Source organism: Fontibacillus forbon (assembly GCF_046559655.1).
In the GTDB taxonomy this organism is placed as follows: domain Bacteria; phylum Bacillota; class Bacilli; order Paenibacillales; family Paenibacillaceae; genus Fontibacillus.
Map to the genome: position 1 here is coordinate 337,665 of NZ_JBKGFV010000004.1, position 21,997 is coordinate 359,661.

The 21,997-nt window shown below is 50.4% G+C and carries 11 protein-coding genes; 2 read left to right on the forward strand and 9 right to left on the reverse strand.

The features are described from left to right. Positions 1-97 precede the first annotated feature (97 nt). The 4 genes from ACLB09_RS17355 to ACLB09_RS17370 form a co-directional block, all read right to left on the reverse strand. Positions 98-5,665, reverse strand: coding sequence for an amino acid adenylation domain-containing protein (locus ACLB09_RS17355; protein WP_410771117.1), 5,568 nt, complete (start codon positions 5,663-5,665; stop codon positions 98-100). Positions 5,666-5,669: 4 nt separating this feature from the next. After that, complete coding sequence (locus ACLB09_RS17360) at positions 5,670-7,004, reverse strand: glycosyltransferase family 4 protein (protein WP_410771118.1); 1,335 nt, start codon at positions 7,002-7,004, stop codon at positions 5,670-5,672. Between the two features lie 10 nt (positions 7,005-7,014). Then, a complete protein-coding gene (locus ACLB09_RS17365) occupies positions 7,015-8,841 on the reverse strand; it encodes a non-ribosomal peptide synthetase (protein WP_410771119.1) in 1,827 nt (608 codons plus the stop codon). A 195-nt stretch (positions 8,842-9,036) separates the two neighbouring features. Beyond that, complete coding sequence (locus ACLB09_RS17370; protein WP_410771120.1) at positions 9,037-9,741, reverse strand: response regulator transcription factor; 705 nt, start codon at positions 9,739-9,741, stop codon at positions 9,037-9,039. Between the two features lie 398 nt (positions 9,742-10,139). On the opposite strand from ACLB09_RS17370, the gene ACLB09_RS17375 reads away from it, so the two are divergent. Further along, positions 10,140-11,807 carry an alpha-amylase family glycosyl hydrolase gene (locus ACLB09_RS17375; protein WP_410771121.1) on the forward strand — a complete coding sequence of 556 codons (1,668 nt, stop codon included), beginning with the start codon at positions 10,140-10,142 and terminating at the stop codon, positions 11,805-11,807. A gap of 75 nt (positions 11,808-11,882) precedes the next feature. On the opposite strand, the gene ACLB09_RS17380 is transcribed toward ACLB09_RS17375, so the two are convergent. The 5 genes from ACLB09_RS17380 to ACLB09_RS17400 form a co-directional block, all read right to left on the reverse strand. Continuing rightward, positions 11,883-13,553, reverse strand: coding sequence for a glycoside hydrolase family 13 protein (locus tag ACLB09_RS17380; RefSeq protein WP_410771122.1), 1,671 nt, complete (start codon positions 13,551-13,553; stop codon positions 11,883-11,885). 250 nt (positions 13,554-13,803) lie between these two features. Next, positions 13,804-15,867, reverse strand: a complete 2,064-nt coding sequence (locus ACLB09_RS17385; RefSeq protein ID WP_410771123.1) for a methyl-accepting chemotaxis protein — start codon at positions 15,865-15,867, stop codon at positions 13,804-13,806. Between the two features lie 102 nt (positions 15,868-15,969). After that, complete coding sequence (locus ACLB09_RS17390) at positions 15,970-16,815, reverse strand: sugar ABC transporter permease (protein ID WP_410771124.1); 846 nt, start codon at positions 16,813-16,815, stop codon at positions 15,970-15,972. Further along, positions 16,812-18,107, reverse strand: coding sequence for a sugar ABC transporter permease (locus ACLB09_RS17395; protein ID WP_410771125.1), 1,296 nt, complete (start codon positions 18,105-18,107; stop codon positions 16,812-16,814). The genes ACLB09_RS17390 and ACLB09_RS17395 overlap by 4 nt, the downstream gene beginning before the upstream one ends. A gap of 83 nt (positions 18,108-18,190) precedes the next feature. Further along, on the reverse strand, positions 18,191-19,522 hold the full coding sequence (locus ACLB09_RS17400; protein ID WP_410771126.1) for a sugar ABC transporter substrate-binding protein: 1,332 nt from the start codon (positions 19,520-19,522) through the stop codon (positions 18,191-18,193). Between the two features lie 668 nt (positions 19,523-20,190). Between ACLB09_RS17400 and ACLB09_RS17405 the strand changes: the two genes are divergently transcribed. Further along, entirely contained in the window at positions 20,191-21,936 is a 1,746-nt protein-coding gene (locus ACLB09_RS17405) for an alpha-glycosidase (protein ID WP_410771127.1), read from the forward strand. Positions 21,937-21,997: the final 61 nt, after the last annotated feature.

The window sequence follows — 21,997 nt, forward strand, 5'->3', positions numbered from 1 at the left end:
AATTAAGAATAGCAAATTTAAAAAAACAGACTACCTCGGTGCAATGAGAGCCGAGGTAGTCTGTTTGATTTGATTAAAGACTGCAAAATCTATAACGTCATACTTCCAGCGAATGTCCGGCGCCGACGGCGGAATGATTATTCATCACCTGGCTATCCAGCCGGGCTTGCAAGGTATCCCGGTCCTCGATGACCGCATCGGGCACGGCGTCCTCCAAATCGTCCTCCATGTTGCGTAACGGCTTGAAGTTAAAACCGGCAATCGCCCAGGCCATGGCAAGCACGCCTACGCAGATGATCAGCAGCCCGATGCCCCGGCCCTGGCCCGTGCCGATAATCGGCCCCAGCGTACCGGCCAGCGCTCCGCCGGGATTCATCGCCGTGTTGAACACGGAATCGGCCAGTGTACCGGCCAGCAAATAGCCTACCGGCATGCTGGACATCGCGATCATCTGGTTCGTCGCCAGCACCCGGCCCTGCAGTTCCAGCCCCACTTTGGTCTGGATCAGCGACTGCCAGTGCGTATTCACCAGCGTCACGGAGAACCAGATTCCGAACACTCCTGCAGCGGTGAGGATGACATTGGGTTGGAGTCCGGCAAGGATCATGAAGAGCCCTTCCAGTATAACGAAACCGACCATCCCCGTTGCCATTCGTTTGGTTCCGCCCCAAATACTCATCAGCAATCCGCCGGTCATCGCGCCGACGGCACCCATCGTCGTCACCGCGGCAAGATCCGGCGCCGAGCCGAAGGACAGTACTAACGGCTGGATCAGCACGGTAGCCAGGCCGAACAAAATATTGCCTATCAGGAAAAAGGCAATCATGTACAACATCCCCGGTCGTCTGATAATGAACTTCCAGCCCATCAGCACTTCCTTCACGAACGTCTCTTCCCTTTTTCGGAACAAGGTATTCGGGAATCTTACGATGGCAAGCGTCGCAATCGCCACGACAAAGCTCAGAAAATCCAGAATAAAGATGTTGGCCATTCCGATGGTAGTGTACAGCGCGACACCGACCAGCGGGGCTATCATTTCGCTACTCGAGCTGGCCAGTTGCACGATGCCGTTCGCATGTCCCAGATACTGCTTCGGGATAATCTGCGCGATCGAAGCAACGAAGGCGGGCCGGTGGAAAGACCGGGCCACGGAACCGACCGCGGAGGTGACATAAATATGCCAGATCTCAAGCGATCCGGTAGCCATCAGCACCGCCATTACGGCGATGGGAACCGCCATCATGATGTCGCTGAACAGCATCACCAGCCGCCGGTCGTAACGGTCGACGATCGCGCCGGCAATCGGCAGGACGAGAATGCCGGGAATGAGCGAGGCGGAGGAAATGGCGGCAAAATCCCCCACGGCTCCGGTCTGGGCGAACACCCATACCCCGAGTGCAATGCCTGTGAGTCCTGAGCCAAGGACCGATAACAGCTGCCCGAAAATGACCAGGAAAAACATATTCAGATTCGGCACTGCCACTTTCTTTTTCGCAACCGTGCGCTCCGCACTTTCCGTTCCCTTCAACGAATCCGCTCCTGCGCGGCAAGAATCCGGTTCGTCCTTCTCAAGAACAATGTCATGAATCCAGCGGGTCACTTGATCTGCCTGATGCTTGATAAAATAATGCCCGGATTTCGGAATCACGATCAGATCCACCCGGTTGCTGAAATACTCCCACTCTTTGTACCGTTCCTCATACAGCTCGGTGGCCCTGTCCTTTTCTCCAATGATGCAGGTGACGGGGCAGCTGAGTTTCGGCCATGCCTTCTCCGCATACGCCCCGGTGAAATAGTCCTCGCTTTCCCTGGCGTCATGCCGCAGACAGCGGATCATGAAATCCCGCTCCTCAAGGTCCTCCACTTCCGTAAACCCGCCGAGCGCCTTGAGAAAGGCGTGATACGACTTGTTGGACATGCTTCGGTCGGACGGAAACAGCTTGGAATACCAGTCGAAGAACCGGCCGGGAATGCGGGCAATCGGGAAGGTTCCGCCCAGAAATACCCGCAGCAGCGGGTACTGTTCCTCCCCGAGCTGCCTGGCGATTTCCATCGTCAGGGCGCCGCCCACGCAGTGCCCGTACAGTACGACGGGGCCTTTTACCGTATGCTTGATCTCCTCGATGCACTGGCGTGCCACTTCCCGGATAGGCAGCAACGCCTCATCCTTACGGCTGTAATCGTGACCGGGCAAATCCAGCGCATAAAGCTCAATGTTCTCCGGCATTTGCACGGCCAGAGGCTGGTAAGTAATCGCGCTGCCTCCCGCGTAAGGAACGCACACTAGCGAAAAATCGGTCCGTCTCCCCGGAAGATGCCGCGTCAGCTTGTGCAGCAGATGGCGGTCCGAAGGCTTCCCTGCGTCGATGTATTCCGCCAAAGTCCGTACCGTCGGATGCTTGAAGAAATCCATAATGCCGATCCAGTCGCCAAGCCGTCTTACCGCCTTCAGCGCCTTGAACGATTCGCCCCCCAGCTCGAAAAAGCCGTCGTCTATGCCGAACGTCTCCAGGCCGAGAATGTCCTTCCATACTTCATAAACGGCCTTTTCCGTGGCCGTACGCGGGGCTTCGCCCCCGTTCCCTGCTCCCGCCAAGTTTGGAAGCTCCATGGCGTCCAGTTGACGAACATCTACTTTACCGTTCGGGTTCAAAGGAAGGGCGTCCAGTTCCACGATAAGAGCAGGAATCATATACTCCGGCAATTTATCCTTAAGCAGCCGTTTGAGCTCGGTAAGCGGCTGCTCCAGCTCCGAATCTCGCCTGTAAACAAAATAGGCGACAATCTTTTTCTCTCCTGCGACGGTCTCCTTAAGCCGGACGGCGGCATCGGTGACAAAAGCGAATGAAGTCAATACGGCTTCGATCTCCCCAAGCTCGATCCGGTAGCCGCGAATTTTAATCTGGCGGTCCATCCGGCCCACGATTTCCACGGCGCCGTCTCGCAAATAACGCACGCGGTCGCCCGTCCGGTACAATACGCCGCCTTCTTCATCATCCGTAGCGTACGGATTCGGCAGGAAGCGCTCCTTCGTCAGCTCCGGCCTGCCGTGATATCCCCGGGCGACCCCGGCGCCGCCGATATACAGCTCCCCGGGCACGCCGACCGGCACCGGCCGGAGCCTGCCGTCGAGGATGTAGCGGCGCACATTGCCGAACGGATAGCCGATCGGCACATGGGTAGATCGGTGTTCCGGTACTTCGTCCGGGATCCGGTAGGCGAAGGCCGACACGGTCGTCTCCGTCGGGCCATAGTGATTTTCCAATCTAACGCCCGGCTTCAACGCTCTGATTTTTCTCACGGTTTCCCAGCTTAAGGCCTCACCCGCTAAAATCAGAACCTTCCGAGGGATGACTTCAACGGGATTCGCTGCCTCCAGCAGTACCTCGAAGTGACTCGGCACCACCTTCATCACATCGATCGCGTGGTTTCCGAAGTAGCTTGCCACCCCGTCGGGATCGCATGAAAGCTCGTAAGACAGTACATGCAGCGTTCCGCCGGTGCATAAAGCCCCGAACACATTGCTCATTCCGAGATCCGCAGCAAAGGTCGAAGCCATGGCAAAGCCAAGCGGCTCCGTTAATTCCAGACGGCCGATCAGCCCGCGGATATAGTTGTGGAATTGGGCCAGCTCCACTGCGACCCCTTTCGGAGCCCCGGTCGTTCCGGATGTAAATACGATATACATCAGGCTGGAGGCATCCGTGGCCAAAACGGGGTTCTCATCGCCAAAACGCGCCAACCCGCTTACCGATTCCGGGTCGTCCATGGCATAGACGGTGACGCCGGATTCCGGCAGTTCCAGGTCCGTCGCTATTTTGCTCTGCGTCAGAAGCATCCCCATCCCGGACTGAACCACCATGGAAGCCAGCCGGTCCTTGGGATACGAAGGATCCAGCGGCACAAAGGCGCCTCCCGCTTTCAGCACGGCGAGCATGGCGATGACGAAATCCGCAGACCGCTCCATGTAAATTCCAACCGTCACTTCGGGACCGATCCCCTGATTGCGTAAATAGTGGGCCAGGCGGTTGGCGCGGGAGTTCATTTCCCCATAGGTAAAAGAAACATCTTCGAAGACAAGCGCCGGATGATCCCCCCTGGCGGCCGCCTGCGCCTCGATTTGCGATACGACATGAAAGCCTTTTTCATAGAGGGCCGTATCTCCAACCCACTCTTCAAGCAGTTGAAGACGCTCGGGACAGGTCAACAGCTGCATATCCGCAAGAACCCGATCCGGAGATGCGCAGGCCCTGTCGAGCAAATGGACATAGTGGTCAAGCATTCTTTGCATGGTCGATTCCAGGAACAGGTCCACACTGTATTCCACCTGTAAATTATATGCATTTGCCGAAAGGGTGAGGTCGAACTTGGAACTGTTCGTAGGCACCGAATTGCTGAACCGGAGCGGAAACTCCTCCGCCTCCTCCCAGCCCACATGCATGTTCTGCAGGACAAACATCACCTGGAACAAGGGGTTGCGGCTTAAGTCCCTTTCGATCGGCAACAGTTCGATCAGCTTGTCCAGCGGGAAATTCTGATGCTCCTGCGCCTCAAGCGCGAGTCTCTTAACCTGCCGTACCGTCTCGCGGAAGGTGGAAGACTCGTCAAGCTTGATCCGGATCGGCAGCGTATTGACGAAAAAGCCGATGTTCGGTTCGATTTGTTCCATGCTGCGATTGGCCGTCGGGGAACCGATGATCAGGTCGGTCTGCCCGGTATAACCATACAGAAGCACGGCGTATGCGGCGAGCATCAGCATGTACGGTGTGACGTCTTCGTCCCTGCACCATGCTTGCAACCGGGAATGGAACACTTCCGGAAGCGGCTTGATAATATGAGCCCCTCGAGAGGTTTTCACCGGCGGGCGCGGGAAATCGGTCGGCAGCTCCAGCACGGGAAGTTCTCCCTGGAATTGCCGGAGCCAGTACTCCTTATGGTAATCAAGCTCTTTGCCGGCCATGAATTTCCGCTGCCAGACGGCATAATCGGCGTACTGTACGACCAGAGGCGGCTTCTGCATAGCCTGAGCCCGGTTCCGGCCTAACGCGATGTAGGCCTCTTGAATCTCGCTCATGATGATGCCGAGCGACCAGCCGTCGCAAGCGATATGATGAATATTCAGCAGTAAATAATGCTCCCGCTGGCCCAGCGTAAATATATAAGCTCGAATGGGCAACTCACTTTCCAACTGAAAAGGGATAGCAGACTTCTGGCTAACCAGCGCCTCCAGCTCGTTACTACGTACCTCCTCCTGTCCGGCAAGGCCGTCGAGATAGTAAACCGGCAAATCCAGCGGCGAAAAGGGCTGAACCACCTGAACCGTCTCTTCTCCCGAAGCCTTATAAGTCGTACGTAAAATTTCATGGCGTTCAATAAGCACGTTGACGGCTTCTTTTAACCGGGGAATATCCAGTTCCACCGGGATGTTGAACAAGCACGGAATGTTGTAAGCCGGGCTGTCCGGCTCCCACTGATACATGAACCAGAGCCGTTCTTGGGAAAAAGAAAGCGGGAATTCATGAAAAAACCGGGATCCGACCCGGGTCAGCGGCTCGATCACCGGTCTGGATCCCGCTTGCCCCGCCGCCTTCGCTTTGATTTTATTTAGCAATTGCTGCCGCTTTTCCGGGGGCAGCATGCCGATCCGATCCATTAATTCGCTCAAAGGCTCACCTTCTTTCCTGTAGCATCGCGAGCAGCCGGTCGCGCTTCTCAGAAGGGAGCGTTTGGATCCGCTCCAGCACCTCGGACTTATGGCGGGTATGCGCCTGATCCATGGCCGACGCCGACGCCGACGCCGCCGCAGTCTCGCCTTGGATACGGTCTTCAGCCTTATCGATGACTTTCCGGAAATAGGCCTCAAACGGCTCAATGCCTAACGAGGCATGGAAACGGTTGGCGTGTTCGTAAGAAGCTGCGGATAACGACTCATAGTGATCCCGATCGGAAGTCAGCCGGTCCAAGGCTTCCACCCATGGTCCGAGTTCCTGCTCCGGAATGACCGGAATCGGGACGCTGTCCGCAAGCACCTCTTCCTTGACGTACTCCCGGATGGGCCGGACCGGCAAAATGTAATCCAATTGCTGCTTCGCTTCCGGCAATCCGCCGACATGGCTGGCGAGGACGGGGATACCCCGTAGCATCGCCTCGACGACGACCTGGCCGAACGATTCCCCCCACAGCGAAGGCATTAGGAACACCTTGGTCTGCTTGTAAATATCGTTAATATTTTCGGCTGGCTTCAATATGGTTATGTTCGGAAGAGCTCTCATTTCTTCCAGTTCGTCTTCCTTCGTCGCCCAGGTCGGAACCGCCGCAAAGTTGAGGTAAGGCATCTTCCGTGCCAATCCGATGAAAATCGAAAAACCTTTGATCGCCGAAGGATTGATTGCGGTAATATACATATTGTCAAAGCTCGCCAGGAAAGGAAACGGACCCGGACCGTACGAAGGAAAATAGATGACCTCGGAATCGACGCCCGCATAAGCCGTAAAGTAATCCTTCAAATATTCGCTAACCGAAATGATGCCGTCCAGTCTCTTGTACAAATCTATCTTCGACAAGTCTTCCTGAAAGCACTCCGGCCCGAAGGGCAGCGTCGCCTGGCTGTGCGAGAGATAAATACTCCGCGTACCAGTTTCCAGTACCGTTTCCAGCAGCAAATGGGTATTGTCTTCCGATACGACCGTGATGTCCGGGGAAAATTGCTCAATGATGCTCCTGATGAACGGGAACACTTTGAATCTTTCTTTTATGGTGTAGGAGATGACACCGCTTTTTAAAATGACCAGCTTCTCGCCGGGATGATCCTCCAATACTTCAATTGCGCCGGAACGCAGCTGCGCCGACAGAAGTTCTTCGAATCCGGTGATGGACACCGCGGGAGAAATCACGCGGCATTCGTGCCCTTTCGCTGCGAGTCCTTCCATCAGGATACGGTTAGCTTTATGCGCCCCGCCGTAAGGATACAGATACTCCATCGACTGAACCAGCAGTATTTTCATGTTCTCCCTCCTAGGCTTGGTTTTCCAGTTCGGCGAGCAACAGTTCCAACTCGGCCGGATCAAGCTGTTCCAACTGATATTGTTCCAGCGTTGCAGCCATTTGCTCAATGGTCGGCTTGGTCCCGAAAATGATATGCAGCGGAACATCCCCTCCGATAAGCGACCGGATGCGGGATACGATTTGAGTCGCCATCAGCGACTGTCCGCCAAGTTCGAAAAAGTTGTCGTGTATACCCACTTTATCGAGCTTCAGCACCTCGCTCCAGATCGCGGCAAGCTCTTTTTCCAGGTAACTTCCGGGAGCGACGTAAGGAACATCAAGATCCGGCCGCGCATCCTCCATGGACGGAAGATGCTGACGATCGATTTTGCCGCTGGTCAACAAGGGGAATTGCTCCAAAAACAAATAGCGGGTAGGAATCATGTAACTTGGGAACTTGGACAGCAAGTAACTGCGAACCTCGCTAATGTTCGGCTTGAATCCGTGCGCCGCTTTCAAATAGGCACCCACATAATTTTTTTCCGATTGATAAACTACTACTGCCTCTTCAATTCCGTTATATTCCCTCAGCGCATGCTCCAATCCCCCAAGCTCGACGCGGATTCCGGACACCTTCACCTGCCGATCGGCTCGTCCTACCCATTCCAAGGCTCCATCCGGCCTTCTCACGCACAGGTCGCCCGTACGGTACAACCGGTCGTTGAAGCCGTCCGCAAAAGGATTGTCCAGGAACGCCTTGTCCGTCAGTTCCTGTGCATCCAAATATCCACGGGCCAACCCGACGCTGGAAATGTACAATTCCCCGGTCTCACCTGGCTTTACGGGCTCCATACGGGCATTCAGCAGATAGACCGCACTACCGGCCAGCGCTTCCCCGAGCGAAATCGAAATATCGTCGGCGGTACAATGATGAACGGTAGCGCAGACCGTAGTTTCTGTAGGCCCGTAGGCATTAAGAAAACGGACTCTCGGTGCCCAATACTGAATCAGCTTCCTCGTGCAGGCCTCGCCTGCCGTGATCAATGTTTTAAGGTGCGGAAGTTCTTCCTGCGGCAGCCCATTCAACAGAGACGGCACCAGGGTAACGACGGAAATCCGCTGATCCTTCAATATCCGGTGCAGGTCTTCCCCGGCATAGGTTCCTTCGCCCGGCAGGAGCACGAGCGTTGCTCCGGAGATCAGCGTCGTGAAGATCTCGGAAACAGAAGCGTCAAAAGAGAGGGAGGCATACTGCAGCACTCTGTCCCGGTCGTTCAAATGAAAATGTTCTATTTGAGCATGCACGAGGTTCGGAATCCCCCGATGCTCGATTTGGACCCCTTTCGGTTTTCCGGTCGAACCTGAGGTATAAATGACGTAAGCCAAATCGGAAGGAGCACTATCGAGCCCCAGATTCTCTCCGGATAGCGCATAAATCTCATCGTTTTCTTGATCAAGCAACACCCAGCTGTCCGAAATAGCGGCCCCGGATTGCCGAACTGCATTCATTTTGGATTCCAGGCGAGCAGTCGAAAGGATGAGTTTGAGTTTGGCACCTTCAACCATATGCGCAATCCGTTCTTCTGGAAGAGCCGTGTTGATCGGTACGTAGGCGGCCCCGGATTTCAGCACGGCAAGAATCGAGACAATCAGGTCAGGCGAACGCTCCAGAAAAATTCCGATCAATTGCTCCGGTCCCGCGCCTTTGTCTTTCAAATAGCGGGCAAGCCGGTTCGCTCTTTCGTTAACTTCACCGTAACTCAACCGAGTTTCGCCGAATTCCAGACAGCAACGATCAGGATACCGGACTGTAACGTCTTCAAACATCTTGTAAATCGCGGAAAAATGATGGTCCATGCTTGTCCCCCTTTGGATTTTCTGCCGATCTTTCCGGCTCATCTTCTTTCAGAACATTCTACGGACTAACCGGTTTTTGCACTTGTGCAAACGTTAGCACCATCATTTTTATCTTATCAATTCCAGTTAAAGTTCAGTTAAAGTCCAAACAAGAAGATATATAATATTTAATCCGGATTTCAAAGGATCTTTGGGTCATTGCGCGGCTTTCCCGTTAAACTTATATCCGGCGCCCCTGACGGTGTGGATATAGAATGGTTCGCTGGGGTTAATTTCGATTTTTTGTCGCAGGTTATAGATATGGACCATGACCGTCCGGAGATCGCCAAGCTTGCTGTCGCTCCAAATCAAGTCATACAGGGATTCAATGTGAAAAATGCGATTGGGGTGTTTGGCGAGGAGCACGAGAAGTTGAAATTCTTTGGCGGATAGCACGGTTTCCTGGCCATGGGAGGTAACCGACTGGCTCGACAGGTCGATTTCTAATCCCGGAAAATGCAGCAAATGCCGCTGATTGACCGGAAAAGCGCCTTTATATCTGCGGATTAGCGCCTGGACCTGTGCGAGCAGCAGTTCACGGTTGAATGGAGTACAGATGTAATCATCTCCGCCTGCGCTTAACCCGGATATGGTCAAAGCCTCTTCGGAACCGGCGCAGACCAGAAGAATCGGACTATCGCTGAACCGCCGGATTTCGGTGCATAAATCAATGCCTGCCTTAGCGGAGGTCGTCATATCGACCATGATCAGGGTTGGAGCGTGGGCACGTATCAGGTGGACGACGGCCGAATGGTCAGCCGGGCCGCAATAGACATCAAACCCGTGCTCAGACAGAAATCGAAACAGAAAGCGGCATAAACTGTCATTGTCAGAGACAACAATCATTTTTTCACGACTCAATCTCCGTATCCCTCCTAATGTTTTTATGCAAGCGTTATCACCTACCTATATCATTTACAAAACCCTGCTATTCGTCAACGATCAATTGGGACTTTATGTAAGAAATAGTTCTAAAGTTCTAGTTTATCTTTAAAATAATAGAAGAAAGTCTGTTTTCTTCCTATTTTTAGAATATAGTCGAAATAAGACATCTAATTTTTACATCTTAAATTGAGCGTAAACCTTAGTTATTAGTCGATAATTAAAGAAAATAAGCGATTATATTTACTTAATCGCTTTTCATCGTTCCATATTACCATTTAAGACAAACTTTCGATGTGCAAACGTTTTAACAAAATGATAATCTCAAGTATGATGAAGACAATAGCAATGTTATGTAATAGGGGGAATAAAAAAACATGAATATGCAACAAGCCAAACTTTTACGCCGATGCATTAAATGGATTGGAAGCGCTACCTTAACGGTTGTTCTTCTCACCGGCTGCACCTCGGGGGGATCCGGCAATAACGTCTCTAAAGCCGAAAATGCCAATACGGCTTCCGCCAAGACCGTGGCCATAGACCCACAGCCGTCGACTGTTTTTTACGAAGTATTCGTCCGTTCTTTTTATGATTCCGACGGAGACGGGATCGGGGATTTCAAGGGGTTGACGGAAAAGCTCGATTACCTGAACGACGGGAATCCCGATACGGACGATGATCTTGGGATCGGCGGAATTTGGCTCATGCCGATCAATCCTTCGCCGAGCTATCATGGTTATGATGTGACCGATTACCGCAGCATCAACCCCGACTACGGGACGATGGAGGATTTTGAAGAGTTTCTTGATGAAGCGCACAAACGCGGAATCAAAGTGATTATGGACCTGGTTGTTAATCATACCAGCAAGGAACATCCTTGGTTTCTCGAGGCAGCCCGGGACAAGGAAAGCAAATACCGTGACTGGTATATTTGGGCGGAAGATCAGAAATTGAAGACCCGGGGTACGAGTTCGGCCAGCAGCAGAAATCCATGGCACAACGCAGGTGGAGACCATTATATGGGCATCTTCTGGGAAGGCATGCCGGACCTCGATTTCGACAATCCGGAGGTTCGCCAAGAAATGAAAGATACCGGTCTATTCTGGCTGGAGCAAGGCGTTGACGGCTTCCGGCTCGATGCCGCGAAGCATATATACGAGGATCTCCGGACCGACAAGGGGCAAGAAACGACCGATGCAAACGTGAAATGGTGGCAAGAGTTCCGTAGCAGCCTCGTGGAAAAATATCCGGATACTTATCTTGTGGGAGAAATTTGGGACCCCTCCGCCGCCTTGATTGCAAATTATCTGGATAATGCGCTTGAATCCGGTTTTAATTTTGGCCTGTCGGAAAGTATCATCCATTCAGCAAAAAAAGAAAAAGACAACAATATCGGTTTAACGCTGGAAAAAACCTATAGCCTGTTTAGAGAAAAGTCCGGGGATGAGTTTGTGGATGCCACTTTCCTGACCAACCATGATATCAACCGGGTTATGACTCAGCTGGACGGGAATGTAGACCATGCAAAAATGGCAGCCGGTCTGCTGTTGACTCTCCCTGGTAATCCGTTCATCTATTACGGGGAGGAAATCGGCATGCTCGGCGCCAAACCGGACGAAAGCATCCGCGAACCTATGCAATGGCACAAAGGAGGCAGCGGCCAGGGGCAAACTACCTGGGAAGCCGTGAATTTCAATACGGGGGCGGAAGGCACGAGCGTTGAAGAGCAAATCTCCGATCAGGACTCACTTCAGTCCCATTACCGTAAACTGATCGCAATCAGAAACAGCGTGCCTGCGTTAAAAGACGGCACCATCGGAGATGTGGATTCCGGCAATAAGTCCGTTACCGCTTATCTTCGCCTGACCGATCAGCAGACCGTGCTGGTTGCGCATAATCTTACGGAAACCGAGCAAAGTATCGATTTGACCAAAGCCGGGAAAGACTACAGCTTCAAGTCCGTCCTGAAAGCTACCCGCGAAGGTGCAACCTTGGAAGGGAACAAGCTGACGATTCCGGGATACACCACCTTGATCATCGAATAGAATGAAACGCGGCCTGCGTTGCCAAGCCCCTCTCGGGTCCGGTAACAGCAGGCCGCTTCTGTTCTCTTGCAATCGTTATCCGTTTAACCGGTAAACCCGGGCTTCATAGGGCTTTAAATTAAGCGCTAAAATACTTTCCTCCGGGTCCGCCTCAACATTGCTAAGCAGCAGTTCGGAAGAAATCCAGACAACGTCCTGGGGTAGGATGAACTCTGTTTCATCCGCGAAAAGATTAACGATGATCAACAGCTTATCCTTGCCGAGCGTCCGCGTATAGGCATAGATATAGTGATCGTCGGGCAGGATCAGGTCATACGTACCGTATACGGCAACCGGGTGCTCTTTCCGCAAGGCAATCAGTTTCTTGTAATAGTGAAAGATTGAATCCGGATTCCGAATCGACTTTTGCACATTAATGTCCGGGTAGTTCGGATTGACCCCGAACCAAGGCGTGCCTGAAGTAAATCCTCCGTTATCCGAGTCGTTCCAAGGCATTGGCGTCCTGGAATTGTCCCGTCCGTTCTTCCAGATCACCGGCATGATTTCATCGTGGCTCTTTCCGTTCGCCCTTTCGATGTTGTACCAGTTTCTCATCGATACATCGTTATAGTCATCAATGGAATGGAACTGTACATTGGTCATCCCGATCTCCTGGCCCTGATAAATGAACGGAGTTCCCTGCATCAGAAAGTACATCGTCGCCAGTGCCTTGGCCGACTTATCCCAATGCTCCCCATCATCGCCCCAGGTGGACACGGAGCGGGGCTGGTCATGGTTTTCCAGGAACAGCGCGTTCCAGCCTTTGTCTTCCAGTCCCTTCTGCCATCCTGACAAAATCTCTTTCAGCCGGAGCAGATCAAGGCCGTTATCCAGGTTCTTCTGCCACAAGCCCATATGCTCGAACTGAAAGATCATATCGAACTTTCCGTCTTCTTCGCCCACCCAGAGATCCGCCTCTGACACGCTGACTCCGCTGGCTTCGCCGACCGTCATAATATCATACTTGTCGAACGTCTCCCGCTTAAGCTCCGATAACAGCTCATGAATGCCTTCCCGGTTCATATGCCCCGCTTCCGACGGCAGATACCGCAAATTACTGGGATTCGGCATATCCGGGAATCCCGCCGTCTTCTTGATATGGGAAATCGCATCCACCCGGAAGCCGTCGATCCCCTTATCCAGCCACCGGTTGACCATATCGTAAATCTGTCTGCGCATCCGGGGATTTTCCCAGTTCAGGTCCGGCTGCCTCCGCGAAAAGACATGCATGAAATACTGGCCGGTCCCCTCATCGTACTCCCAAATCGAGCCGCCGAACAGGCTGGCCCAATTGTTAGGTTCGATCCCGTCCTTAGGATCGGCCCAAATATAATAATCGCGCTTCGGGTTGTCCAGCGACGACCTGGACTCGATGAACCAGGGATGCTCATCCGAGGTGTGATTGATCACCAGGTCCATGATCAGCTTCATGCCCCGCCGATGCACCTCGCGCAGCAACTCGTCAAAGTCCGCCATCGTCCCGAACTCGGCCATAATGTCCTCATAATCCGAAACGTCGTATCCGTTGTCATCGTTCGGAGATTTATAGATCGGACAAATCCAGATCACGTCGATGCCGAGCTCCTCCAAGTAATCCAGCTTGGAGATTACGCCCTGCAAATCTCCGATGCCGTCTCCGTTGCTATCCATAAAGCTCCGCGGATAAATTTGATAGGCTACAGCCTCTTTCCACCATCTTTTGTTCATTTCGAAACTCCATTTCTGTGTTTGTGCAACTCCCAGATGCAACGTTTCCGGAAACGTTATCGGAAAATCGTGAAGCATACCGCAAAGGGAAGATGTTTCTGCTTGTTTGATTATATAATGATTGGCATGTACGGTCTACCATCTTCGACAAATCCCATATAAAAAAACAGGAGCCTCATCCCGGGCTAATTTGCCCGGAAAAACGGCCCCTCTGCATCTTCTTGTTTCTTGTTCCATTTTATTAGGATTGTTATTCGGCTGCCTCTACCTGAAATACGCTTAACGATTTTTTCAGCGATTCCGACAGTTCCTCCAGCCGGTTCGAAAGGCGTACAAGTTCTTCACTGACCTTATACTGTTCGGATGACATGGAGGCTACTTCCTCGGTAGATGCGTTTGTCTGTTGAACGACCGAGCTGACGCTCGTGATGAAATCCCTCAGCGAGCTTTGGGACACCAACAACTCTTTTACGGAAGCGGAGGAGGCTTGAATTTCACCGACGAAACTCTCCATTTCCCGGCTTACGTCCTGGAAGATCGAAGAGGCTTCTCTAACGGAGGCAAGCTGCTCGTCAAACATCGGCGTCACGCTCGACAATACGTTGACCGTATCTTCGATGGCGGCCTGGATCTCCTCGGTCATGGCCGATACATTCTGGATCGAATCATTCGATTGAGCCGACAGTTTACGAATCTCCTCCGCGATTACCATGAAGCCCTTGCCTGCGGAACCTGCGCGGGACGCCTCAATCGAAGCATTCAACGACAAAATATTCGTCTGCTTCGTCATCTCAACCATCGGTGCCAAAATACTGCGAATGGAGTAAGTGCTTCTGCTCAACTTGCCGGAATTTTCTTCGATCACGGTAGTCATGCGGGACACAGCCTCGGTCTTGTCCACCAACTGCTCCATATAGTCCCGGCCCTGGCGGCTGACTGCTATCACACGGCCCGCCGACTCGTCCATGGCGTCATTCAAATCGGCCATACGGTTCATCTGGATCCCGATTTCTTCCGCCAGCTCCGTGCCCTTCTCCGCTTCTTCGGCCAGGCTTGAGGCGCCCTGAGCGATTTCGCCCGTAGCAGCCGCGATTTCGCCGGCCGTCACGGAAGTATCTCGCGAAGCTTTGGTCAGATTTTCGGCGGTTCCCAGCAGTTCCCGGGTAGATCCGTTGGTCCGGTCGACCAGCAGCGAGATTTGTCCCAACATGTTATTAAAGCTTTGTCCCAGGCGCCCGATTTCATCCTTGCCTTTGAAATTCGTGCGTACCTTCAGATTCCCCCGCTCTCCCTCTTCCATCAAACGGGACAGCTTCTGCAGCGGCTTACCGACCATTCTGAACAGATAATAGCCGATGGCGGATGCCACCAGAATCGCCAGGATCAAAACAAATAAAGTGACATAAATCAGCCTGTCGGCCGCGCTCAGGAAGTCGCTTTCCGGGGCATACCCGATAAGACGCCAATTCACGGTTTCCAGCTGTCTGAATACGACAAGTTGCTTCACGCCGTTTTCATCATTCGCATCGAAAGAATTTTGGCCGCTCTTTACTCGTTCCTCATCCAGACCGATAAAGGACTTCGTTTCGATCAAGCTTGGATCGGAAGAATGAACGATGGTGTTCTCGCTTGTAATGACGCGTACTTCGCCGGTTTTCCCGATTTTCAAGTTTGATAGCATATTTACCAAGGCCTTATCTTTAATCTCTATAAGTAAAATATACTCGGCTTCCGGACGCTTAAGGTTTTGCAGCACTCTGCCCATCGTAATCGTCGGTTCATTGAAACTTTCAAAAAAGCCCTTTTTCAAGCCGGGAATCCATACGGTTTTTCCTGCTCCATCTATTATGTTTTGGATTCTGGCCTTTACATTTTCATTGTCTTGTTGAGTCCCGCTCGCCCCGGACGAGGCATAGATGCTGGAGAGGTCTTTACTTACCAGTCGGATCCCGAGCAATCGATCATCCGAACCTTTCATAGAATCCAGCTTGTTCTTTATTCTTGTTTCCGCATCAGTCTTTTTGATGATTCCAACATCCGTGGTTGTTACCGTTTCCAAATCCGTCTTTAAAATTTGATCCACCGCCATTTGCCGGGAGATCGACTCATATTCTGCAAAGATAATATCCAACTTGTCAGCGGCCTGCTCAATCGCTTGTGAAGAGGCAGATCCAACTTGTCCGCGAATAATTTCCCTCGACATCAAGTAAGAGCTTATTCCGAGAATTGTTGACATAAGAACGACTGTAACGAACAGGATGATAAATAGCTTCATTCCAACCGACTTGAATTGAATCGGACCCCTAAGCTTCACTTATGTATCCCCCTTTTGACGGACAATCGTATGTATTGAAAAGGGTATAGGATCTCAGAAGGCCTAAGTTTCTGAGGCTATACCCTTGTCAAAACTTTTCGTTTAACCTTTGCTCGCGCCGGACGTCAATCCTTCAACAAGCAAGCGCTGCATAAACATAAACAAAATCGTAATCGGAACCGCGATTAGTACCGCACCAGCCGCGAACACGGTAAAATTGGTGTTCTGGCTGTTAGCAACCATGTCCCACATCCCTACTGCCACCGTCCATTTCGGCTTAGAACGTAGAATCAATCTCGCGAAGATAAAGTCTACCCACGGTCCAACAAATTGCAATAAAGCAAGATAAGTCAAAATCGGTCTGGACAAAGGCAAAATGATGGAGCTGAATATTTTGAAATTACTTGCTCCATCGATCCGAGCCGCCTCATCAAGTGATCGTGGTATCGTATCAAAGAAGCCTTTGGTAATAAGGGTTAATCCTAAAGGAGCCCCGGCGGCATAAACCAGAATAAGAGCGATATGAGTATCTAGAAGACCCCATTCTTTGAATAGAAGAAAGATAGCGATCATACTCATAAATCCAGGGAACATTCCCAATATTAATAGTACTGACAATGCATTTTGGCGGCCGCGAAAACGAAATCTTGAAAGGGCATAGCTAGTCAGCAGAGTAAGCAATACGCCTAAAATCATCGAAGCCAGAGATACCTTCAATGTGTTCATGTACCATTGCGGGAACATGATTTGATTCGAAGTAAATAACTCACTAAAATGGTCCAGTGTGAACTTCTCAGGGAACAATGTTTTACTATACAGCGATTTACCTGGGCGAAATGCTCCAAGTACGATCCAAAGAGCTGGGTAAATCGCGGAAATAGCCAAAATAGTCAATACAACATAACTGGAAGTTAAACGGATTCCATTCCGAACTTTTAACCGGCTCATTGGATCATATCCTCCTCTTTAAAGGACTTAGTTCTGCGATAGTTGTAAATCGAGAATGAGGCAATGATCAAAAAGATAATAATACCTATTGCTGAAGCCATGTTGTACCGATTATTGGTTAACGTAAGCTTATACAACCATGTCACCAGCAAATCAGTTGCACCCGCGTTTTGATAGGTCCCTTTGACCGGATCGCCCCCAGTTAATAGGAAAATAATATTGAAGTTATTAATGTTTCCTGCAAACTGTGTAATCAAGGTTGGAGCAGTAGTAAACAAAATCATTGGCAATGTAACGATTTTAAATTTCTGATATCCCGTAGCCCCATCTACTTCTGCAGCCTCGTACATATCTTTCGGAATAGTCGTCAACACTCCCATAATTAACAGCATGGATACTGGCACACCTACCCACATATTAACAAGAATAACCATTACTCTTGCCCATGTTTCATGTGTCAGCCACGGTGCTCCAGGTATACCAAAATAGTTCAAATACTGATTGATCGGCCCAAATTGACCGTTAAACATGTTTCTCATAACAAGAAGTGAAATGATTTGCGGTATTGCGTAAGGAATAATTAAAATGGTTCTCCAAAAACCTTTAAATTTAATTCCCTTTTGGTTAATAAGCAACGCTACAAGCATACCTCCGAAGTATGTAGTTACAGTTGATAATACCGCCCAGATAATCGTCCAGGTAAGAACTCCATAGAAGGTTTTGCTCCAGCTTTTAAGAGCCAATAAATTTTTAAACGTATCGAATCCGACCCAGTCTACCAGCATGGCCGGCGGAATATGCTTCGGGGCAGAATAATTTGTAAATGCCAGCATGATCATAAAAATAATTGGCATTACTGTAAAAAACAAAATACCAAGTGCAGGCAAAGTCAAAAGTGTTACTGCAAATTTATAATCCAAAATGTAGCGAATGGATTGTTTGAAATTATTAGGCTCTTTGCCTTGATCTCTTTCATTGCCAATTTTTCTGGCATCTCGAATATTAAAGTAATAAGCAATCAAGAAAACAACAAGATAGATCAGCGTAATCAAGCTTTGAATCATTATAAATATCGAATGGTCGTAATCATGAAGATTATTGGGGGTTCTCGGTGTATCACCTAATGTTACAATTCCCCATAGTGCAACACCTAAATTATTTATGAAATAGAAAATACTAAAAGCTTCAAATGCCAGAAAAAGCAATCCCTTTATATATTGGCGGTTATATATTTGTCCCAATCCCATAAACAGTACTGACAGTATCGTTGCTTTATTCCGATGCTGACCCATTCTCCACCTTCTCCTCTCCCTCGGAAATCAAGGTTACCCGCCGCTAATAGCGGCGGGTGATAAATCATTTGGGCGATTCGGAATTATTCCGCAGCTACCCCGTTGTTCAAATCAGTAATTTGCTTAACTGCATTTTCAAGGGTTGCTTTTGGATCTACATCTTTGTTCCAGATGTCAGCAAAAGCTGCATTCGCCGCACCCCAAACGTTATTCATTTCAGGAATCGAAGGCATCGGCTCCGAATTCTTAGCTTGCTCTGCAAACCCGGAAATAAATGGATCGTTTTTGATTTGGTCAGTTTCCAAAGCTTCCAGGTTAGTAGGAATTGAACCGATCAATTCACTAAGAAGCAATTGTCCGTCTTTGTTTGTTGCAAAGTCAGCATACAATTTGGCGGCATTTGGATACTTAGTAAATGAACTTACATCATAAGTTTTGATACCGGAGAAAGTAATAGCCGTTTTACCAAGAACCGTAGGAACCGGAGCCAGACCTAAATTGTCCCCGAGAGCTTCTTTATATGCTGCAAGTTCCCATGGACCGTTGATATCCATTGCAACATCTCCTGCAGTGAACAAGCCGCGTTTAATGTCGCCGTTGATATCACCGCTCGGTACAGGAAGGACTTGTTTAAGATCTTGGAAAACTTTCATGCCTGCAACTGCTTCAGGGGTTGCAAGACCGATATCGTCTTTGTTCGTCCCGTTGTCACCGAAGAGATAACCACCATTGCTTGCGATGAATGGATAGTTAAAATACAAGTTTCCGGATTCCCACATGAGAGCGTATTTTTTCTTAGTTTTATCGGTGAATTTTTTACCGAACTCAATTAATTCTTCAAACGATTTTGGAGCCTCAGGGATAAGGGATTTATTGTAGTAGAGAGCTGTTGTTTCAGCCGCTCTTGGGTATCCATACAGCTTACCGTCAAAGGAAGCCCCCACAATAGACGCCTCAGTATTTCTTGCTTTCGTTTGCTCTGCAAATATGTCATTTTCCAAGATCAATCCGGAAGTTACTGCATTACCGATGTGATCGGAAGGAATTACGATGATATCTGCTCCAAGACCAGACGGACCGTCAGTAGTCAATCTACCGATTTGATCCGGAACCGGCACTTCTTCAACTCTAACCTTTACACCGTATTTTTCTTCAAACTGTTGCGCAATTTGCTCAGTAAATGCAATCTCTTCTCTACTTTCCCATACCAGAAGCTCAGCGCCTTCTTCAGGCTTGATTTCTTCAGTTGTCGCTTGGTCGGTTCCGGTATTCTGATTCTCCGCAGCCGAGTTCGACGGTGCAGGCTGATTTGCTGCGTTGTTAGTTGTGTTGTTACCGTTGCCGCCGCACGCCGCCGTAATCGATGCAAACAACGACAGTGTAGCGATTAAAACTAGTGTTTTCTTGAATTTCATAAAGCTAACCCCTCCCAAATTTTATACGAAGCACGGTTTACAGAAACTTTGCGCAAACGATTTCAGAGATGATCGAGAAAATTCCGTTTTATATGCGTTTCTTGTGGAATTAGTCATCATTTCTGAGTAGAAAGCGCTTTATCGATGAAATAATCATACAACATAGCAAACACATTGTAAAAACGTTTGCACATGATGTTTTTAGGCATATATGCTCATATTTCTCCAGAACACTCCCGTATGCTCCCGTTTTCGCACAATTGCTGTTTTTTATTGCTCGTACCATCATTAAAATTGTGTGCATCTTTAGCCTATTCGCAAGGCATTTCCGAGAAACTCATGTCCTTGTTCGGGAAAGGAAAATCCCCTTGAACTCCTCTATCTTGTGCAATGGTTTGAACAATGCTATAATCCTGAACCATGAGCGGGTCCGTCCGCATAGCAACCGTCACACTTCCCGTCTACAACTTGAAGGCAATGTTATCTCAAAGGTACATCCTCGGCTTTATCATTGCCGGGATGTGCCTTTTTTAGCGCGGCTCGATGATATAGCAATACCCCAAAACGGTTAGTATATCTTATAAGAATAACATCGTGCCGTTAAGCATTGTCTTCGATAAATCAGCGAGACGGAACCACACTAGCCAAGACTAAGGAGGAAATTAATCATGCTGCTTGAAGCGGTCTATCACCGTCCCAAACTGAACTGGTCCTATGCCTATGATCCCGAGACGATCCATCTTCGCCTCCGCGCCAAAAAAGACGACCTTTCCGAAGTTTACGCCTTCGCGGGCGACAAATACATATGGAATCAAAGCAAAGAGCTGATCCCCATGTCGAAGTTCACTTCGGATGACATGTTCGATTATTGGGAATGCGCAATCAAGCCGACCTACCGCAGATTGAAATACGGCTTTTTGCTGAAATCGGGTGAAGAAGAGATTTGGATGACGGAGAACGATTTCTCCAGGGAGCGTCCTCCGGTCCCGGACCGGCTGTTCGAGTACCCGTTCATTAACCCCGCCGACGTGTTCAAGGTACCGGCTTGGGTGAAGGACGCCGTATTCTATCAAATTTTCCCCGAGCGCTTTGCCAACGGCAATCCGGACAATGATCCCGCTGGCGTATTGCCTTGGGGCGGAAAACCGGAACGGGAAAATTTCTTTGGAGGCGACCTTCAAGGCGTCATCGATCATCTCGATCATCTCAGCGAACTCGGGATCACGGGCATTTATTTTACCCCCTTGTTCGAGGCAACGACGAACCATAAGTACGACACGGCCGACTATATGAAAATCGATCCCCACTTCGGTGATATCGAAATGGTGAAAAAGGTGGTCCAGGCTTGCCACGAACGCGGCATTCGCGTCTTGTTCGATGCGGTCTTTAATCATTCGGGCAAAACGTTTGCTCCGTTTGTCGACGTCTTGGAAAAGGGCGAGCAATCCCGTTACAAGGATTGGTTCTCGGTTCGCGAATTTCCGCTTGAGGTCAACGACGGAGTCCCGACTTACGATACCTTTTCTTTCGAGCCGCTCATGCCGAAATTAAATACGGACAACCCTGAAGTTAAGGAATACTTGCTGAACGTAGCGGAGTTTTGGATCAAGGAGGTCGGCATCGACGGCTGGAGACTGGATGTAGCCGACGAAGTGGACCATCAATTCTGGCGCGACTTCCGCAAAACGGTGAAAGCTGTCAATCCGGACGCCTACATTCTCGGCGAAATTTGGCATGAATCTTCCCCTTGGCTTCAGGGCGACCAGTTCGATGCGGTTATGAACTATCCTTTTACCGATGCCGTGCTCGATTACGTAGTGCGCGGTACCCTGGATGCCAAAGGATTTGCCAGCGCGATCGGCAGGCAGTTGTCGCGATATCCGCAGCAGGCCAGCGAAGTGGCCTTCAATCTGCTGGACAGCCATGACACGCCGCGCCTTCTGACGCTCTGCGAAGGCGACAAGAACAAAATGAAGCTGGCCGCTCTTTTTCAATTTACCTATGGCGGCACGCCGTGCATCTTTTATGGCGACGAAATCGGCCTCGACGGCGAGCAGGATCCCGACTGCCGCAAGTGCATGGAGTGGGATCCGGACAAGCAGGATCGCGGTTTGTTTGAATTCTACCGCAAGCTGATCTCGGTCCGCAAAGACCTTTCCGCCCTGCGGACAGGCTCCATCACCTTCCTGCTTGCGGAAGAAGGCGGCAGCAAGCTCGTCTATGAGCGCCGGCTCGGCAAGGAATCCGTGCTCGTGCTGCTGAACAACTACGATGCGGGGCAAACTTTGGAAGTTCCTGCCGCCGGACGAACATGGCGCGACGCAATGAGCGGACATAGCTACGAAACGGACAACGGCAAACTCGCCGTAAAGCTCCCGGCTTACGGATATGCGGTATTGACGCAGTCCCAATAAACCCGGTCGGCAAAAAAAGCCTCCTTCCATCGCGGAAGGAGGCCTTTTAAAGATGACTATT

Bases quoted from the DNA above. Each gene is read 5' to 3' on its own strand.
- ACLB09_RS17375 (WP_410771121.1), top strand. From the start codon at position 10,140: ATGAATATGCAACAAGCCAAACTTTTACGCCGATGCATTAAATGGATT.
- ACLB09_RS17390 (WP_410771124.1), bottom strand. From the start codon at position 16,815: ATGAGCCGGTTAAAAGTTCGGAATGGAATCCGTTTAACTTCCAGTTAT.
- ACLB09_RS17360 (WP_410771118.1), bottom strand. From the start codon at position 7,004: ATGAAAATACTGCTGGTTCAGTCGATGGAGTATCTGTATCCTTACGGC.
- ACLB09_RS17400 (WP_410771126.1), bottom strand. From the start codon at position 19,522: ATGAAATTCAAGAAAACACTAGTTTTAATCGCTACACTGTCGTTGTTT.
- ACLB09_RS17395 (WP_410771125.1), bottom strand. From the start codon at position 18,107: ATGGGTCAGCATCGGAATAAAGCAACGATACTGTCAGTACTGTTTATG.
- ACLB09_RS17365 (WP_410771119.1), bottom strand. From the start codon at position 8,841: ATGGACCATCATTTTTCCGCGATTTACAAGATGTTTGAAGACGTTACA.
- ACLB09_RS17380 (WP_410771122.1), bottom strand. From the start codon at position 13,553: ATGAACAAAAGATGGTGGAAAGAGGCTGTAGCCTATCAAATTTATCCG.
- ACLB09_RS17405 (WP_410771127.1), top strand. From the start codon at position 20,191: ATGCTGCTTGAAGCGGTCTATCACCGTCCCAAACTGAACTGGTCCTAT.